This window comes from Streptomyces albireticuli, from assembly GCF_021228125.1.
Classification (GTDB): domain Bacteria; phylum Actinomycetota; class Actinomycetes; order Streptomycetales; family Streptomycetaceae; genus Streptomyces; species Streptomyces albireticuli.
The window spans coordinates 126289-141797 of the sequence record NZ_JAJQQS010000008.1 but is presented as its reverse complement, the minus strand read 5'-3'; the positions used below and the strand labels follow the sequence as shown (position 1 = coordinate 141797).

Below are 15509 nucleotides of genomic sequence, written 5' to 3'. Positions count from 1 at the left end.
GATCTTCAGACACCAGCATTCCCCATGTGCTCGCCGTGCCATGTCATGTGAATTCCTGATTCCCCAAGATCGTACAGCGGGGCAGCACTCGGCCGGCGAAACGGTCAACAACCGAGAAGTAATTGTGTCAGGTCAGGAATACGTGAATTGATTTCCGGAATTCGCCCGGGAATTGTGTCAGGTCCGCCTTGCCGGCGCGTCGGGCCGCCGCCGGGCGTCCCAGGCGGCGAGCAGTTCGCGCTCCCGCTCGGTGGCGAGGCCGCTGAGGTGGCCGTGGGTGTTGGCCAGGGGCGGTTCGGGGGCGGGGCGGTCGCGAAGGACGGCCCAGGTGTCGCGCACCGTCTCGGCGGGCGGGCGGCAGACGAGGCCCGCGGCCTCGGCCCGGGTGGCGGGGGTGGCCCACATGCACGTGTGTTCCGGGGCGTCGGGGATCCACATCGGCAGGTCGGTCCAGGGCGTCACACCGTGGTCGAGGAGGAAGGCGTCGTCGACCCACTCCAGTTCGGGGTCGGTGCCGGTGGCCGCGGCGCACGCGGCGAGCCACCGGCCGTAGGTGGTGTGGCCCTCGGGGGCGGCGACCACGAACGGGCCGGTGCGGCGCGCGTCGAGGCAGCGCAGGCCGAACGCGGCGATGTCCCGGGCGTCGATCACGCGCATGGCGAGGTCCGGGTTGCCGGGCGCGAGGACGCGCCGGCGCTCGCCCCCGGCCGCGTGGAGGCGCCACAGCCAGGCGTCCAGCTGGCCGACGTTGTCGTACGGGCCGGTGATCACCCCGGCCCGGAAGAGCAGGGTGCGGCCGTCGAAGTGGCGGGTGACGGCCCGTTCGCAGCCGGCCTTGAGGACGCCGTAGTCGCCGTCGTCGGGGCCGGCGTCCGGGGCGCAGTCGTGGGCGGGGGAATCGTCGTCGACCGACGGGGCGGTGCCCCAGTCGCGTAGGGCCGCGAGGCTCGACACGTAGAGGTAGGCGTCGGCGTGGCCGGACAGGACGCGGGCCCCCTCGCCGACGACGCGGGGCACGTATCCGCAGGTGTCCACGACCGCGTCCCAGTGCCGGCCGGCGACGAGCCGTTCGAGGTCGGCGGTCACCTGGCGGTCGCCGCGGACCGCCTCGACGCCGGCGAGGTCGGCGGCGCTGACCCCCCTGTTGAAGGTGGTGACCTCGTGGCCGCGGGCCAGGGCCTCGGTGACGAAGGCGCGTCCCACGAACTGTGAGCCGCCGATGACAAGGATCTTCACGGTGTACGTCCTCCTGTGGTCCCGGAGAAGCCGTGGCCGGGGCGGGCCCCCGGCCCGGGGAGGGGCGGCGCGGCTTCGACGGCCGGCGCTCTCGCGCGCCGCGCGCGGTGCGCTCGGCCTCCCCCGGTTCTCGCCGGGAGACGCCCCCGGCGGGGCCGGGATCCCGCCCGCCCGGCGGAAAGGAGACCTGCGGTCCGTGCCCGGCGCACGCCTCGCCGCCGCGGCCCGAACAGCGAATTGAACAGGACCGGGATTTCCGGGGCAATGATCCTCCCGGCATTGTGTCAAGTTCTCGCGGACCGGTGGATTTCGCGCCGAATGCATGGTGTGTCAGGTCCGCCTTGTCGGCGATCTTGGCGATTCGTAGGGTCGGCCGGCGTCGCACCACTACTTTCCCAAGGAGAATGGCCGATGACCGAGGCCGTGACAGAGCCGTTGGAGCTCAGCAAGGAGGCCGACGCCCAGGAGCTGCTGGCCTGGTTCGCCTTCAACCGGGCCCACCACCCGGTCTTCTGGGACGAGGGCCGGCAGGCGTGGCAGGTCTTCCGCTACGACGACTACCTGACCGTCTCGACCCATCCGGAGTTCTTCTCCTCCGACTTCAACCAGGTCATGCCGACCCCGCCCGAGCTGGAGATGATCATCGGGCCGGGCACCATCGGCGCCCTCGACCCGCCGGCCCACGGGCCGATGCGCAAGCTGGTCAGCCAGGCGTTCACGCCCAAGCGGATGGCCGCCCTGGAGCCCCGGATCCGGGAGATCAACCAGGAGCTGCTGGACCAGGTGCGGGGCCGGGAGACGATCGACGTCGTCGGCGACCTCTCGTACGCGCTGCCGGTCATCGTGATCGCCGAGCTGCTGGGCATCCCGGCCTCGGACCGCGATGTGTTCCGCGAGTGGGTCGACACGCTGCTGACCAACGAGGGGCTGGAATACCCGAACCTGCCCGACAACTTCAGCGAGACGATCGGCCCGGCCCTCCAGGAGATGACCGACTACCTCCTGGAGCAGATCCGGAACAAGCGCGAGAACCCGGCCGACGACCTGATCACCGGCCTGGTCCAGGCCGAGCAGGACGGTGTCCGGCTCACCGACGTGGAGATCGTCAACATCGTCGCGCTGCTGCTGACCGCCGGGCACGTGTCGTCCAGCACCCTGCTCAGCAACCTCTTCCTGGTGCTGGAGGAGAACCCGCAGGCCCTGGCCGACCTGCGCGCCGACCGGGAGCTGGCGGCGGGCGCGATCGAGGAGACGCTGCGCTACCGCAGCCCGTTCAACAACATCTTCCGGTTCCTCAAGGAGGACACGGACATCCTCGGCCCGGTCATGAAGAAGGGCGAGATGGTCATCGCGTGGAGCCAGTCGGCCAACCGCGACCCCGGGCACTTCCCCGACCCGGACACCTTCGACATCCGGCGCACGGGCACCCGGCACATGGCCTTCGGGCACGGCATCCACCACTGCCTGGGCGCCTTCCTGGCCCGGCTGGAGGGCAAGGTGCTGCTGGAGCTGCTGCTGGACCAGGTCGGCTCGTTCCGGATCGACCACGACAACACCCTCTACTACGAGGCCGACCAGCTGACGGCCAAGTACCTGCCCGTCCACGTCGAGTGGAGCTGACCGGGCCGCCGGCCCCGGGTTCCGCGGTCCGCGCCGGCCGCGGAGCCGCGCCCCGTCCCGAGAGGAGCGCCGCCATCGCCGAGAACACCGCCGGGCAGCCGGCCGAGGCCCCGGACCACGAGAACGCCCCCGGCCCGGCCGGGGCCGCCGGTGCCCCGGACCCCGGCCCCGTCGGCCGGGTCAAGCCGTGCCGGCTGATCCGGCTCGAACAGCACATCGACCCGCGCGGCAGCCTCTCCGTGGTCGAGTCGGGCATGACCGTGGACTTCGCCATCGAGCGGGTCTACTACATGCACGGCCAGGCCGCGTCCTCGCCGCCGCGCGGGCTGCACGGGCACCGCACCCTGGAACAGCTCGTCATCGCCGTGCACGGCGGCTTCTCGATCAGCCTGGACGACGGGTTCCGGCGGGCCACGTACCGGCTGGACGAGCCGGGCGCCGGGCTCTACATCGGGCCGATGGTGTGGCGGGTGCTGAAGGACTTCGCGCCGGACTCCGTCGCCCTGGTCCTCGCGTCCCGGCACTACGAGGAGTCCGACTACTACCGGGACTACGACACCTTCCTGCGCGACGCCCGGAGCCTGACGTGAACGTGCCCTTCCTCGACCTGAAGGCCCCCTACCGGGAGCTGCGGGCCGACATCGACGCCGCGCTCGGCCGGGTCGCCGCGTCGGGCCGCTACCTCCTCGGCCCGGAACTCGACGCGTTCGAGGCGGAGTTCGCGGCATACTGCGGCAACGAGCACTGCGTCGCCGTCGGCAGCGGCTGCGACGCGCTGGAGCTGGCGCTGCGCGCCCTGGGCATCGGCCCCGGCGACGAGGTGGTGGTGCCCGCGCACACCTTCATCGCCACCTGGCTGGCCGTGTCCGCGACCGGGGCCCGGCCGGTGCCCGTGGACCCGTCGCCGGACGGGCATTCCATGGACCTCGGGCTGGTCGAGGCGGCCCTGACGCCGCGCACCCGGGCCGTGCTGCCCGTCCATCTGTACGGCCACCCGGCCGACATGGACCCGCTGCTGGCACTCGCCGCCCGGCACGGCCTCGCGGTCGTGGAGGACGCGGCGCAGGCGCACGGCGCCCGCTACCGGGGCCGCCGGACCGGCTCCGGGCACGTGGTCGCCTTCAGCTTCTACCCGGGCAAGAACCTGGGCGCGATGGGCGACGGCGGGGCGGTCGTCACCTCCGACGCCGCCGTCGCCGAACGGGTGCGGCTGCTGCGCAACTTCGGGTCCCGGGAGAAGTACCGGCACGAGGTGCGCGCCGGCAACTCCCGGCTCGACGAGTTCCAGGCCGCGGTGCTGCGCGCCAAGCTGCCGCGCCTCGACGCCTGGAACGCCCGCCGGGCCGCGGTGGCCGCCCGCTACGGGAAGGCGCTGGCCGGGGTGCCGGGCATCGTCCTCCCGGAGGCCGCCCCCTGGGCCGACCCGGTGTGGCACCTGTATGTGATCCGCGGCGCGGAGCGCGACGCGCTCCGCCGTGAGCTGGACCGGGCGGGGGTGGCGACGCTGATCCACTACCCCGTGCCGCCGCACCGCTCCCCGGCCTACGCGGACGACCCGGCCGGCGCGCCGGAGGGCGCCCACCCGCGCACCGAACGCCTGGCGGCGGAGGCGCTCAGCCTGCCCCTCGGACCCCATCTCGGCGACGACGAGGCCGACGCCGTGGTGGCGGCCGTCGTGGCGGCGGTGGCGGCCACCGGCGGCGCGGCGGGGGCCGGCCGCCGTCTTCCTCAACCGACGGAGAAACGATGACCCAGACGACACCGGGGCGGCCGCCGATGAAGGGGATCATCCTCGCCGGCGGCGGGGGCACCCGGCTGCGGCCCCTGACCGGGACGCTCTCCAAGCAGCTACTGCCGGTCTACAACAAACCGATGATCTACTACCCGCTCGCGATGCTCATGCTGGGCGGCATCCGCGAGATCCAGGTCATCTCCTCGCCCCAGCACATCCCGCTGTTCCGGCGGGTGCTGGGCGACGGCTCCCGGCTGGGCCTGGAGATCACCTACGCGGAGCAGGCCGAGCCCCAGGGCATCGCCCAGGCGCTCACCATCGGCGCCGGGCACATCGGGGACTCCCCGGTGGCGCTGATCCTGGGCGACAACATCTTCCACGGGCCCGGGTTCTCCTCCGTGCTCCAGGGCAGCATCCGGCACCTGGACGGCTGTGTGCTGTTCGGCTACCCGGTGAGCGATCCGCGGCGCTACGGCGTCGGCGAGATCGACGAGGACGGGCTGCTGCTCTCCCTGGAGGAGAAGCCCGAGCGGCCGCGCTCGAACCTGGCCGTCACCGGGCTCTACCTGTACGACAACGACGTCGTCGACATCGCCAAGAACATCCGGCCCTCCGCGCGCGGCGAGCTGGAGATCACCGACGTCAACAAGGTGTACCTGGAGCAGCGCCGGGCCCGGCTGATCGAGCTGGGCCACGGCTTCGCCTGGCTGGACATGGGCACGCACGACTCCCTGTTGCAGGCCAGCCAGTACGTGCAGCTGCTGGAGCAGCGGCAGGGCGTGCGGATCGCCTGCATCGAGGAGATCGCCCTGCGCATGGGGTTCATCGACGCGGAGGCCGTGTACCGGCTGGGCCGTGAGCTCGGCGCGTCGGGGTACGGCGCCTATCTGATGGAGGTGGCGACCCATGCCGGAGCTGCCTGACCCGGCGCGTCCGGCGCCCGCCGCGGCGCGGCGCTTCCGGCGGGTCCTGGTGACGGGCGGTGCCGGCTTCATAGGTTCGCGCTTCGTGACCGCGCTGCTGGACGGTTCCCTGCCGGGGTTCGGCGAACCCGAGGTGGTGGTCCTGGACGCGCTGACGTACGCGGGCAACCTCGCCAATCTGGACGAGGTCGGCGACTCGCCCCGGCTGCGCGTCGTCACCGGGGACATCTGCGACGGTGCCGCGGTCGCCGGGGCCATGGCGGGTGCCGACCTGGTGGTGCACTTCGCGGCCGAGTCGCACGTGGACCGGTCCATCGAGGACGCCGGGGCGTTCGTCCGCACCAATGTGCTGGGTACCCACACCCTGCTGCGGGAGGCGCTGGAGGTCGGACCCGAGCGGTTCGTGCACGTGTCGACGGACGAGGTGTACGGGTCGATCGAGGAGGGGTCCTGGCCGGAGGACCAGCCGCTCAGCCCCAACTCGCCCTACGCCGCGTCCAAGGCCGCGTCGGACATGCTGGCGCTGGCGTTCCACCGCACGCACGGGCTGCCGGTGTGCGTGACCCGCTGCTCCAACAACTACGGCCCGTACCAGTACCCCGAGAAGGTCGTCCCGCTGTTCACGGGCAGCCTCCTCGACGGCGGGACCGTCCCGCTGTACGGCGACGGGGGCAACCGGCGCGACTGGCTGCACGTCGACGACCACTGCCGGGGCATCGCGCTGGTGGCCCTGGGCGGCCGGCCGGGCGAGGTCTACAACATCGGCGGCGGCACCGAACTGTCCAACACCGAGCTGACGGAACGCCTGCTGGAGCTGTGCGGGGCGGACTGGTCGGCGGTGCGGCGGGTGCCCGACCGCAAGGGCCACGACCGGCGCTACTCGGTCGACTTCGCCAAGATCTCCGCCGAGCTGGGTTACGCGCCGCGGGTCGGTGTCGACGAGGGCCTGGCGGAGACCGTGCGCTGGTATCGCGAGAACCGCGCGTGGTGGGAGCCCCTCATGAAAGGACGATGACCTCCGTGTCCGCAACTGAAGTGCCGCCCGGCCCGTACGCGCGGCGGCGCGGCCCTCGCCCGTACGGTCCCAGGGGGAGCCATGCGTCCTGAACCGGGGTCCGTGGCCGAGGCCGACTACGCCGACCGCCGGCTCACGGCCGGGCGGGTGCGGCTCTCGGCCGGCACGCCCGACAGCCGGGTCACGCCCACGGCGGACGTGCCCGGCTGGCTGGCCGCCTACGGGCGGGCGCACCACTTCCGGGCCGAGCCGATCCCGTTCGCCGGTCTGCGGCGGTGGTACTTCGAGCCCGGCACCGGCGACCTGCGGCACGAGACGGGCCGGTTCTTCTCCATCGAGGGGCTGCGCACCAGCTCGGACGCCGATCCCGTGGACCGGGTGCAGCCGATCATCGTGCAGCCCGAGGTGGGGCTGCTGGGCGTGCTGGCCCGGGAGTTCGACGGGGTGCTGCACTTCCTGATGCAGGCCAAACCGGAGCCCGGCAACGTCAACGGGCTCCAGCTCTCCCCCACCGTGCAGGCCACCCGGAGCAATTTCGACGAGGTGCACCACGGCCGCGCGACGCCGTTCCTGGACCACTTCATCCAGCACCCGCGCCGGCGCGTCCTGGTGGACGCCATCCAGTCCGAGCAGGCCGACTGGTTCCTGCACAAGCGCAACCGCAACATGGTCGTGGAGATCGACGCGGAGGTGCCGACGGACGACTCCTTCCGCTGGCTGACCCTCGGTCAGATTCGTGGACTGCTGCGGCTCGACGACCTCGTCAACATGGACACCCGTTCCGTGCTGGCCTGTCTGCCGACGGCGCACGGCGCGGACGACGGCGACGGCGACGGCTTCGGGGCCGCGCTCCGGCGGTCCTTCTACGGTGACCCCACGCCGCGGCACGACCTGCACGCGGTCACCAGCTGCCTCACCGACGTCCAGGCGCTGCGGGTGCTGCGGCAGCAGAGCGTGCCGCTGGAGCGCGCGTACGAGGACGGGTGGCGGCGGGACGGGAGCGCGATCCGGCACCGCAGCGGCCGCCGCTTCGAGATCATGGCGGTGGGTGTCACGGCGGAGCGGCGCGAGGTGGCGTCGTGGACCCAGCCGCTGCTACGGCCCTGCTCGCAGGGGCTGGCCGCGCTGGTGGTGCGGCGGATCGGCGGGGTGCTGCACGCCCTGGTGGCGGCGCGCTCGGACGTCGGGACGCTGAACGTGGCGGAGTTCGGTCCGACCGTCCAGCACCGTGCGGCCGGGCCGGACGCCGCGGCCGTCCCGTACCTGGACTACGTGCGCGCCGGCGGCCCGGACCGGATCCGCTACGACGCGGTCCAGTCGGAGGAGGGCGGCCGCTTCTACCACGCGCGGACCCGCTACCTGGTGGTCGAGGCGGGCCCGGAGCTGCCGGTGGACTGCCCGCCGGGGTTCCGCTGGGCGACGTTCGGGCAGCTCACGGAGCTGCTCGCGCACGGCCACTACCTCAATGTGGAGCTCCGTACGCTGATCGCCTGCGCGCACGCCGCGTACTGACCGCCGACCGCCGCTGTCACCTACTGACGGTTCGGTCACATCCTCTTGACCTCGATCTTGGTCGAGGTTGTCGAATGGGCGGTGCCGGAACCGGGAGCGGGGTCGGCGGAACGTATCAGTCGACGGAGAGCGGTGGTCCTCATGTCAGTTGCCGGCAACACGGAGAGCGTGCTCACTTCCGAGGTCGAGACGGCCGTGCGCGGCGTCGTGCAGGCGCTGGAGGACGCCTTCAACGCGCACGACGCCGACGCCCTGGGCGAGACGTACGCGCGGAACGCCACGTGGACCAATGCCATGGGCCACGTCAGCCAGGGCCGGGAGGCCATCACCGAGGCCGCGCGGCGCGCGCTGCCGATGCTGGCCGAGCAGTTCGTCCGCTACGAGGTGACCGGCCTGCTGCCCGTCCGGCCCGACGTCATCGCCGTCAACGTCGTGCAGAGCCCGGTCACCGAGGCCGGCGAGCCCGTCGAGGGCCCCAAGGGCGCCCCGCTGTACGTCGTCTCCCGGGAGGACGAGGGCTGGCGGATCATCGCGGGGTCGAACACCTTCCGCAACAGCTGAACCCGGCCCGTAGGCGGGGAACGACCTGTGGGGGGTGCGCCGTCGGCGCACCCCCCACAGGTCGTTCCCGTTCCGCGTCTTCCGTCCGCTACTTCGCGGCGGGTGCCGTCGGGTCCGACTGCGGGGCCGGGCCGGGGGCGGGCCGGGCCGGGCGCCGCGGCCGGCCGATGGTCCGCATGACGGGCTTCTCCACGAAGAAGTGGAGGAGGGCGGCGAGGCCGAGGCTGAGCGCGAAGGCGAGCACCGTGAGGCCGGTCGCGGCCGGGGTGTCCCACTGGCGGTAGTAGCTCAGCTCACCGCCGAGGAAGCGGTGCCCGTACTGGATGACCAGGTAGTGCACGAGGTAGAAGGCGAAGGTGAGTTCGCCCAGCAGGACCATCGTCTTCGAGGCCAGGGGCGAGCGGGCGCCGCGCACGTCGCCCGCGGCGAGCGAGCCGAGCAGCAGGGCGACGGCCGGGACCGCCAGGCTGCGGCCCAGCCAGTCGGGCAGCGCGAACGAGAGCGCGTACAGCGCGCCGAACGTCAGGGCGCAGACCAGGGGCTTGGGCCCGGCCCAGCGGCCGTTCTTCACGATCAGCGCCATGACGATGCCGAGCGTGAACTCCATGAGCCGGACGGGCGGGAACACGTAGATGAACCAGTACTGCATCTCCGGCATCTTCGCGTCCCAGGGCAGCGCCGGGTCGGTGGGCATCAGCAGGGCGACGGAGGGCACCGCGACCACGGCGACGGCCAGGCAGACGGCCCATTTCCACAGCCGCTCGACGCGCACCTTGGTGAGTGCCGCGAAGAGGAAGGGGAACACGGCGTAGAACAGCATCTCGGCGGAGAGCGACCATGCCACCGGATTCATGCTGGCGTATTCGTGGAAGTCCGGGAACCACGCCTGCACCAGGAAGAGATTGGTCAGGAATCCGTCCCACACGGAACGGCCCATGCTCGGTTCCTGGAGCCACAGCACGATCGCCAGCGTCACCAGGAGCATGGGCAGGTGCAGTGAGAACGCGCGGGTCACCCGGCGCCGCCAGAAGGCGGTCAGGGATTTGTCGGGCAGGCCGGCCCAGGTGAGGACGAACCCGCTGAGCATGAAGAAGAACGAGACCGCGTAGGGACCCAGGACGTTCAGCGGTACCTGTGCCGTGGAATTGATCTCGGAGTTCCGGAAGATGGGCTGCGCGGCGATATGCGCGGTGAACACCGTCAGGGCCGCGATGAAACGCATCCCACCGAGTGACGGCAGGTGTTTCGGCAAGGGCATGGGGATCCTCGGGACGGGCGAAAGCGTGGATGGTCGGGGATTTCTAGGCCATGGACACCGGGGCCGACAAGGCATAGCTGACACAGTGGCGGCGTTATCCGCCGGGCCGTTCCCGCGCACCGCCCGCAATCACCGAACGTAGCGCCGGGATGGCACGGCGCAGCGCGATGTGGTGGGCGATCACCTCCTACGGCCGGTAACCGGTGGGCTCCCCACCGGGTTTCGTGCCCCCGGACAGGTCTCCGGGCCGAACGGTCGGTCCTGGCCGGAAGGGGCGGGGAAGAGTGTGATCCGCTTATCTGGGAGCGCGCCGGGAATTCCGCAAGGCTGCTCCACAGCTCTTTACCGGGAAATTCACAGCGCTGTGGGGGATCTCGATGATCACTGCTCCGTTCGGCCCGAAACCCTCGGTTTCCCCGGCCGGTCCCCTCGGGGACGCGGACTTCGATTCGCTCGTCACCGGTACCTGCGCGGAGCTGCTGGGTTCGCTGCGCCGCGCCGACCAGCGCAGGAGGGGTGAGCAGTACGTCCGCGGGCTGCTCACCGCCAGTGGCCGCAAGACGGCCCGCAACCTCGCCAGCTTCGTGGGCGAGGGGGCGGCGGCGCAGAGCCTGCACCACTTCGTGGCCGCCTCGACCTGGGACTGGCGGCCGGTGCGCGCCGCGCTGGCCCGTTACGCGGACGACTTCCTGCGCCCGGACGCCTGGGTGGTCCGGCCGATGGTGGTGTCGAAGACCGGGGCGAACTCGGTGGGTGTGCGGCGGCGGTTCGTCCCGGACCTGGGCCGGGTGATGACCTGCCAGCGCAGCCACGGGTTATGGCTGGCCTCCGACGCGCTGTCGGCGCCCGTGAGCTGGCACCTGACGCTGGGCGGGGCACCGGACGGCGATCCGGACCGGCCGCTGGGCACGCGCGGCGAGGAGGAGGAACTCGTCCACCTGGTGGCGGAGATCGCACAGGAGACCCGTACGGTGGCCCGGCCGGTGGTGATGGACGCACGGGCGGCCCCGCCGCTCGCGCTGGTGCGCACGCTGACCTCGGCGGGCCTGCCGTTCATGCTGCGGGTGGGGGCCGAGTTGCCGCTGGCGCCCGCCGCCGGCCGGGTGCAGGTCGACCGGCGGCCCGCGACGTCCCCCGCGCAGGCGCTGATGGAGCAGGTGAAGCGGCTGAGCCACCCGGTGGAGTGCCATGGTTCGGTCAGTTTCGTCACCCCGCTGCCCGTGGTGCTGCCCGGTCTGCTGCCGCAGCGGACCCTGTTGCTGATGGGGGTGTGGCGGGCCAACCGGCGCCGCCCCGCGGACCTGTGGCTGACCGACCTCACCTCGTGGGGGCGGGGCCCGCTGCTGCGGCTGGCCATGCTGACCGACCGGGTGGACGCCGATTTCGGGGCGGTGAGCGTGGGGGTGGGGATGCGTGACTTCGAGGGACGTTCGTTCCAGGGGTGGCACCGGCATGTGACGCTGGCGTCGATCGCGCACGCGCTGCGGCTGTCGCAGGGCGTGGGCCGTCTCCGCGAGCCGGTCGCCGTCTGACGCCCGGCGGGGCGCCCGTACGCCCGGCGGGGCGCCCGTACGCCCGGCGGGGCGCCCGGCGTACGGGCGCCCCGGGCCGGCTCCGGGCCGGTCGGGAGTCGGCCGGGTCAGTCGGGCAGTGCCCGGAAGGCGCGGCGCGAGGACAGCGCGGAGCGCACCTGGTAGAGCCGCAGGGCGAGCTGGATGTCGAGCACCCGCTCGGGGTTCTGCCACTCCTCGCCCAGGAGCTGGGTGATGCGCTCCAGCCGGCGCGACACCGTGTTGGGGTGGACGCGCAGGGTCTCCGCGGCCCGGGTGGGGCTCCGGCCCGCCTCCAGGTACACCCGGAGGGTGGGGATGAGGTCGGTGAAGCGGTGGGTGTCGTAGTCGACGACGGGGCCGATGGTCTGGTCGATGTAGCCCGGGATGTCGTTCTCCTCGGCCAGGAGCATGCCGAGGAAGCCCAGGTCGGAGGCGCAGGCGGTGCCGCCGTCACCACCCAGGGCGCGGAGCGTCTCCAGGCACTGCGCGGCCTCGCGGTGGGCGTCGGCGATGGCGTCGACGGTGGTGGCGGGTCCGGCGGCGCCGACGGTCACCGGGTGCCCCAGCAGTGTGGAGAGCTCCTCGGTGGCGGTCTGCCCCACGGCCACGGGGTCGTCACCGGGGATCAGCAGGGCGACGGAGCCGTCGCGCACGCTGCACAGTCCCTCGCGCTCCTGGGCGTAGGCCGAGGCGTGGGCCTCGACCAGGGCCCGGAGGCGCTTGGGGCCGGAGGCGACCAGGACGACGTGCGGGCGGCGGAAGCGCAGGGAGAACATCAGGGCGCGCTCGCGCAGGAGTTCCGGGGAGCGCGGGGCGCCGACCAGATCGTCGAAGAACTCCTGGCAGCCGCGGTCCTTGGGGGCCTCGCTGCGCTGCATCCGCAGGTGCAGGGCGCAGGCGCGGGAGACGACGAGGAGCATCGGGACGGCGCCGTGGCCGGCCTCGCGGCCGAGGTCCGCCAGCAGGAAGCCGGCGTCCCGGGCCCCCGGCTGGAGCGGGACCACCCAGAAGCCGGTCTGCACGGGTACGGGCCGGCCGGTGTCGGCGGCCGTGCGGCAGGCGGAGCGCACATCGGCGCGGGCGAGGGGGCGGAGCCGCCCGTGCTCGGCGAGGGGTTCGCCGAGGGGGCCGCAGACGCCCGCGCCGCCGCCGAGGGCTCCGGCGGCCGTCGACAACAGGGCGTCCAGTCCGCGGCCGTTGAGCACGAGGGCGAGCAGGTGGGACTGGAGCTCCGAGGCCCTCCGGGTGTCGGCGAGGGCCGTGCGGGCCTCCCACGCTTCTTCGCGGAGGCGGCCGTTGTCCTCGCGGAGCCGGTCGTTCTGGCGTATGCGCGAAAGGGAGGCGGCGGCGAGGTCGGCGAGCGAGCACAGGAGCGTCACCTCGTTGGGCGTGAGGTGGCGGACCTGGCGGTCGGCGGCGTAGAGGACGCCCATGTGGTCCTCGCCCACCCGCAGCGGGGCGCCCAGTATGGCGCGTAAGCCCTCGGCGCGGACGAGGTCGTCGATCGCCTCGTCGTGCGGGATGCTGGGGTCGGCCAGGTAGTCGGAGGTCCAGAACGGGGCGCGGCGGGCGCGCACCATGCTGCCCAGGCCGCCGCCGGAGGGGACCCGGAAGCCCACGGTGAGGGCGTCGGCGGCGCCGTCGGCGCTCTGCACGACCGTGTCGTCCTCGCCGTCCTTGTGCAGGCTGATGTAGGCGACGTCCAGTTTGAGGAGGAGCCGGGCGCGGCGGGTGACGGAATCGAGCAGCTCCCGGTCGTTTCGGGCGCCGACGAATTCATGCGCGGCGTCGACGAGGGCGGCGAGCTCGGCCTCGCGGTCACGGCGGTACTCGATCATCGACTGGGCGGTGAGGGCAAGCCGGTTGAACCGCTCCAGGCGGCGCATCCGCGCCTCGCTGGCGCCTTCGCGCTCCGCCCGTGCCATGAGCCGGTCGTATTCGCCTCGGGGGGCGGTCCGGGCGACGAATTCGAGGAAGGCGAGAGCATCCTCCGCCTGTTTTTCCCCGTCCGCCTCGTCACGAGAATCCAGGCCGCTCATGCCGTAGAGTGCCCCCGTCCCGCAGACTTTACGAATTCCAGAACAGGTTATTACACCCCCGGCGGATGCGTCCAGCGCAATTTGCCACCGCACACGAGCCGTTGATAACCGGTCCGTAAACCGGTTTTTACCTTCCCCTCGCCTCTCCCCTGCCCACCGCCACCCTTTCCCGCCGAATTCTCCTCGCCCTTTCGTCCCCTTCGCCCGCCTTCGCGCGGCACGCCGCGCCGGAAAAATCCGTCAGACGTACTTCAGCGCGGCCTCGACCGTCCTGTGCAGCTCTGTCCACTCGGCGCGGGCCGCCGCGAGCTGTGTCTCCTGCAACTCGGCGCCCAGGGCCCGGATGTCGACGCCCGCGCGGCCGAGCGCGGCCAGCACATCCCGGGAGGCCGCCTCCATGCCGCTGACGGTGTCGCCGCGCAGCGCGGCGCGGCTGCCCAGCGCGCGCAGCACGTCGAGCCCGGCCGAGGAGACGCTGTTCCAGGCCACCAACTCCTCGATGTACCGCACGCCTTCCGGCACCGGAGCGCCGTAGGAGGACCACACGAAGTGCAGCGGCCGGGCCCCCGCCCTGGTCAGGGCGCGCCAGCGGGGGCCGGCCATCAGCTCCTCGCGGCGGTGGTGCGCCAGCCGAGCGACCGCCACCGCCCAGTCCCGCCGCCGGGCCGCGGCACCGATCCGGCCGGCGATCGTCTCGTCCAGCACGCGCAGCGGGAACGAGACCGCGCAGTGGATCCCGGAGAGGTCGTGCCCGTCGTCCCGGGCCCGCTCCAGGCCGGTCAGGTACATCGCGAAGACGGTGTCGAACTGTTCGGGCGAGAACACCGACCGCACGTCGACGCCGATGCCCCGGGCCAGCAGATCGCCGATCAGCCCCGCCCCGCCGGCCGCGAGATGGGTGCCGAGCACCAGGTTGGGGCGGTCCACCGCCCAGCGCGTGGCCGCGGCCTCCGCCACCGCGCGCCCGCCCCCGGCGTACGGGTCCAGGGGCACGAACACCCAGCCGTAGCGGCCGCCGCTCTCCCGGTGCAGCGCCAGCAGGGAGTCGCAGGCGGCCCGCGCGTCCCGGTTCAGCAGGCCGCGCACGGCCTCGCCGACGGGCACCTGACGTACCGCCAGGTCGGCCAGGTGCGCGCCGTAGGCCCCGCCCTTGCGGACGCCCTCGGTGACGGCCGCGAGCCGGGAGGAGGCGCCGCACAGGCCGGTCTCCGCCATCAGCTCCGCCAGCCGTCCGGGGCACTCCGGCTCCCGGGTCAGTCCCTCCGCGCACAGGGAGACCCCCTCGGCCTCCAGCATGGCGGCGGGCCGGGTCCGGTGTCTCATGCCTTCGCCTCCGGTCGGGTCCGTTCGAGCCTTGGGTCGGGTGCGGTGACGCTCAGCCCGAGGGGGGCGACGGATCCCGGTACGCCCGCAGGCACTGCTCGTACGTGGGCAGGATCCCGGCCGCCGCGGCGGCGGCCAGGGTCGGCGCGGCCGCGTCCCTGGCCGACCGCACCGGGGGTTCCGTCAGGCCCCAGGGCAGCGCCAGCGCGGGGTCGAGGGCGTCGACGTCGATGATGGTGCCGTGCACGTACTCCTCCGTGCACAGGTAGTTCATGCAGGTGTCGTCGGTGAGCGCGACGTAGCCGAGGCCGAGGCCGTCGGGCACGTACACGGCGGTGCCCGAGCCGGCGTCCTGCCGGAGCGTGTCGTGGTGCCCGAAGGTGGGCGAGCCCACCCTGAGGTCGACGACCGCGGTGAGCGCGGCGCCCCGCACACAGGTGAGGACCTTCCCCTGACCCGGCGGCATCGTGGTGCCGTGGATGCCGCGCAGCACATTGCGCCCGGAGACGGTGAAGTTGACCTGCCGGACGCGGAAGTCGTGGCCGGTGGCCGCCCGCAGCGCGCTGTGGCGGAGTCCCTCGTGGAAGGTGCCCCGGTGGTCGGAGATCGGCTCCGGCTCGATGCGGTACGCGTCGCGGACGGCCGTTTCGGTGATGCGCATGATGGCGTGTGTCGTCCCGGTGCTCGGAGGGGCGGGCGAAGGGCGCGGTGGAGGGAGACCGTACGGGCGGCGGTTA

General features: G+C 72.8%; 13 protein-coding genes. 8 read left to right on the top strand and 5 right to left on the bottom strand.

Features of this window, described 5'->3' with window-relative positions:
- Nucleotides 1-177: 177 nt before the first annotated feature.
- Nucleotides 178-1236, bottom strand: coding sequence for an NAD-dependent epimerase/dehydratase family protein (locus LUZ64_RS17035; RefSeq protein ID WP_095582810.1), 1059 nt, complete (start codon nt 1234-1236; stop codon nt 178-180).
- A 411-nt stretch (nt 1237-1647) separates the two neighbouring features.
- Between LUZ64_RS17035 and LUZ64_RS17030 the strand changes: the two genes are divergently transcribed.
- The 7 genes from LUZ64_RS17030 (at nt 1648) to LUZ64_RS17000 (ending at nt 8599) form a co-directional block, all read left to right on the top strand.
- Nucleotides 1648-2856 (top strand): cytochrome P450, encoded by a 1209-nt coding sequence (locus LUZ64_RS17030; protein ID WP_095582809.1) that lies wholly within the window; start codon nt 1648-1650, stop codon nt 2854-2856.
- On the top strand, nt 2847-3446 hold the full coding sequence (locus tag LUZ64_RS17025) for a sugar 3,4-ketoisomerase (RefSeq protein ID WP_267897189.1): 600 nt from the start codon (nt 2847-2849) through the stop codon (nt 3444-3446). The genes LUZ64_RS17030 and LUZ64_RS17025 overlap by 10 nt, the downstream gene beginning before the upstream one ends.
- On the top strand, nt 3443-4606 hold the full coding sequence (locus LUZ64_RS17020; RefSeq protein ID WP_095582808.1) for a DegT/DnrJ/EryC1/StrS family aminotransferase: 1164 nt from the start codon (nt 3443-3445) through the stop codon (nt 4604-4606). The genes LUZ64_RS17025 and LUZ64_RS17020 overlap by 4 nt, the downstream gene beginning before the upstream one ends.
- Nucleotides 4607-4632: 26 nt before the next feature.
- A complete protein-coding gene (gene rfbA / locus LUZ64_RS17015) occupies nt 4633-5511 on the top strand; it encodes a glucose-1-phosphate thymidylyltransferase RfbA (RefSeq protein WP_095582814.1) in 879 nt (292 codons plus the stop codon).
- Nucleotides 5495-6526: a dTDP-glucose 4,6-dehydratase gene (rfbB, locus tag LUZ64_RS17010; RefSeq protein ID WP_095582807.1), complete on the top strand. Its 1032-nt coding sequence runs from the start codon at nt 5495-5497 to the stop codon at nt 6524-6526. Before rfbA ends, rfbB begins: the two co-directional genes overlap by 17 nt.
- A gap of 81 nt (nt 6527-6607) precedes the next feature.
- Entirely contained in the window at nt 6608-8038 is a 1431-nt protein-coding gene (locus LUZ64_RS17005) for an NDP-hexose 2,3-dehydratase family protein (protein WP_095582806.1), read from the top strand.
- 168 nt (nt 8039-8206) lie between these two features.
- Entirely contained in the window at nt 8207-8599 is a 393-nt protein-coding gene (locus LUZ64_RS17000) for an SgcJ/EcaC family oxidoreductase (protein ID WP_232389831.1), read from the top strand.
- An 88-nt stretch (nt 8600-8687) separates the two neighbouring features.
- Here LUZ64_RS17000 and LUZ64_RS16995 read toward each other — a convergent pair whose 3' ends face one another.
- On the bottom strand, nt 8688-9821 hold the full coding sequence (locus tag LUZ64_RS16995) for an acyltransferase family protein (protein ID WP_170116839.1): 1134 nt from the start codon (nt 9819-9821) through the stop codon (nt 8688-8690).
- Between the two features lie 413 nt (nt 9822-10234).
- Between LUZ64_RS16995 and LUZ64_RS37800 the strand changes: the two genes are divergently transcribed.
- Nucleotides 10235-11389 (top strand): IS701 family transposase, encoded by a 1155-nt coding sequence (locus LUZ64_RS37800; protein WP_095582804.1) that lies wholly within the window; start codon nt 10235-10237, stop codon nt 11387-11389.
- A 107-nt stretch (nt 11390-11496) separates the two neighbouring features.
- On the opposite strand, the gene LUZ64_RS16980 is transcribed toward LUZ64_RS37800, so the two are convergent.
- The 3 genes from LUZ64_RS16980 to LUZ64_RS16970 all read right to left on the bottom strand — a co-directional run bounded on the left by LUZ64_RS16980 (nt 11497) and on the right by LUZ64_RS16970 (nt 15433).
- Nucleotides 11497-13449, bottom strand: a complete 1953-nt coding sequence (locus LUZ64_RS16980) for a helix-turn-helix domain-containing protein (protein ID WP_095582803.1) — start codon at nt 13447-13449, stop codon at nt 11497-11499.
- A 240-nt stretch (nt 13450-13689) separates the two neighbouring features.
- Nucleotides 13690-14772, bottom strand: coding sequence for a transaldolase family protein (locus tag LUZ64_RS16975; RefSeq protein WP_095582802.1), 1083 nt, complete (start codon nt 14770-14772; stop codon nt 13690-13692).
- Nucleotides 14773-14824: 52 nt separating this feature from the next.
- A complete protein-coding gene (locus LUZ64_RS16970; RefSeq protein ID WP_095582801.1) occupies nt 14825-15433 on the bottom strand; it encodes a dTDP-4-dehydrorhamnose 3,5-epimerase family protein in 609 nt (202 codons plus the stop codon).
- Nucleotides 15434-15509 lie beyond the last annotated feature (76 nt).

Bases quoted from the DNA above. Each gene is read 5' to 3' on its own strand.
- rfbB (WP_095582807.1), top strand. From the start codon at position 5,495: ATGCCGGAGCTGCCTGACCCGGCGCGTCCGGCGCCCGCCGCGGCGCGG.
- LUZ64_RS17030 (WP_095582809.1), top strand. From the start codon at position 1,648: ATGACCGAGGCCGTGACAGAGCCGTTGGAGCTCAGCAAGGAGGCCGAC.
- rfbA (WP_095582814.1), top strand. From the start codon at position 4,633: ATGAAGGGGATCATCCTCGCCGGCGGCGGGGGCACCCGGCTGCGGCCC.
- LUZ64_RS16970 (WP_095582801.1), bottom strand. From the start codon at position 15,433: ATGCGCATCACCGAAACGGCCGTCCGCGACGCGTACCGCATCGAGCCG.
- LUZ64_RS16975 (WP_095582802.1), bottom strand. From the start codon at position 14,772: ATGAGACACCGGACCCGGCCCGCCGCCATGCTGGAGGCCGAGGGGGTC.
- LUZ64_RS16995 (WP_170116839.1), bottom strand. From the start codon at position 9,821: ATGCGTTTCATCGCGGCCCTGACGGTGTTCACCGCGCATATCGCCGCG.
- LUZ64_RS17005 (WP_095582806.1), top strand. From the start codon at position 6,608: ATGCGTCCTGAACCGGGGTCCGTGGCCGAGGCCGACTACGCCGACCGC.
- LUZ64_RS37800 (WP_095582804.1), top strand. From the start codon at position 10,235: ATGATCACTGCTCCGTTCGGCCCGAAACCCTCGGTTTCCCCGGCCGGT.
- LUZ64_RS16980 (WP_095582803.1), bottom strand. From the start codon at position 13,449: ATGAGCGGCCTGGATTCTCGTGACGAGGCGGACGGGGAAAAACAGGCG.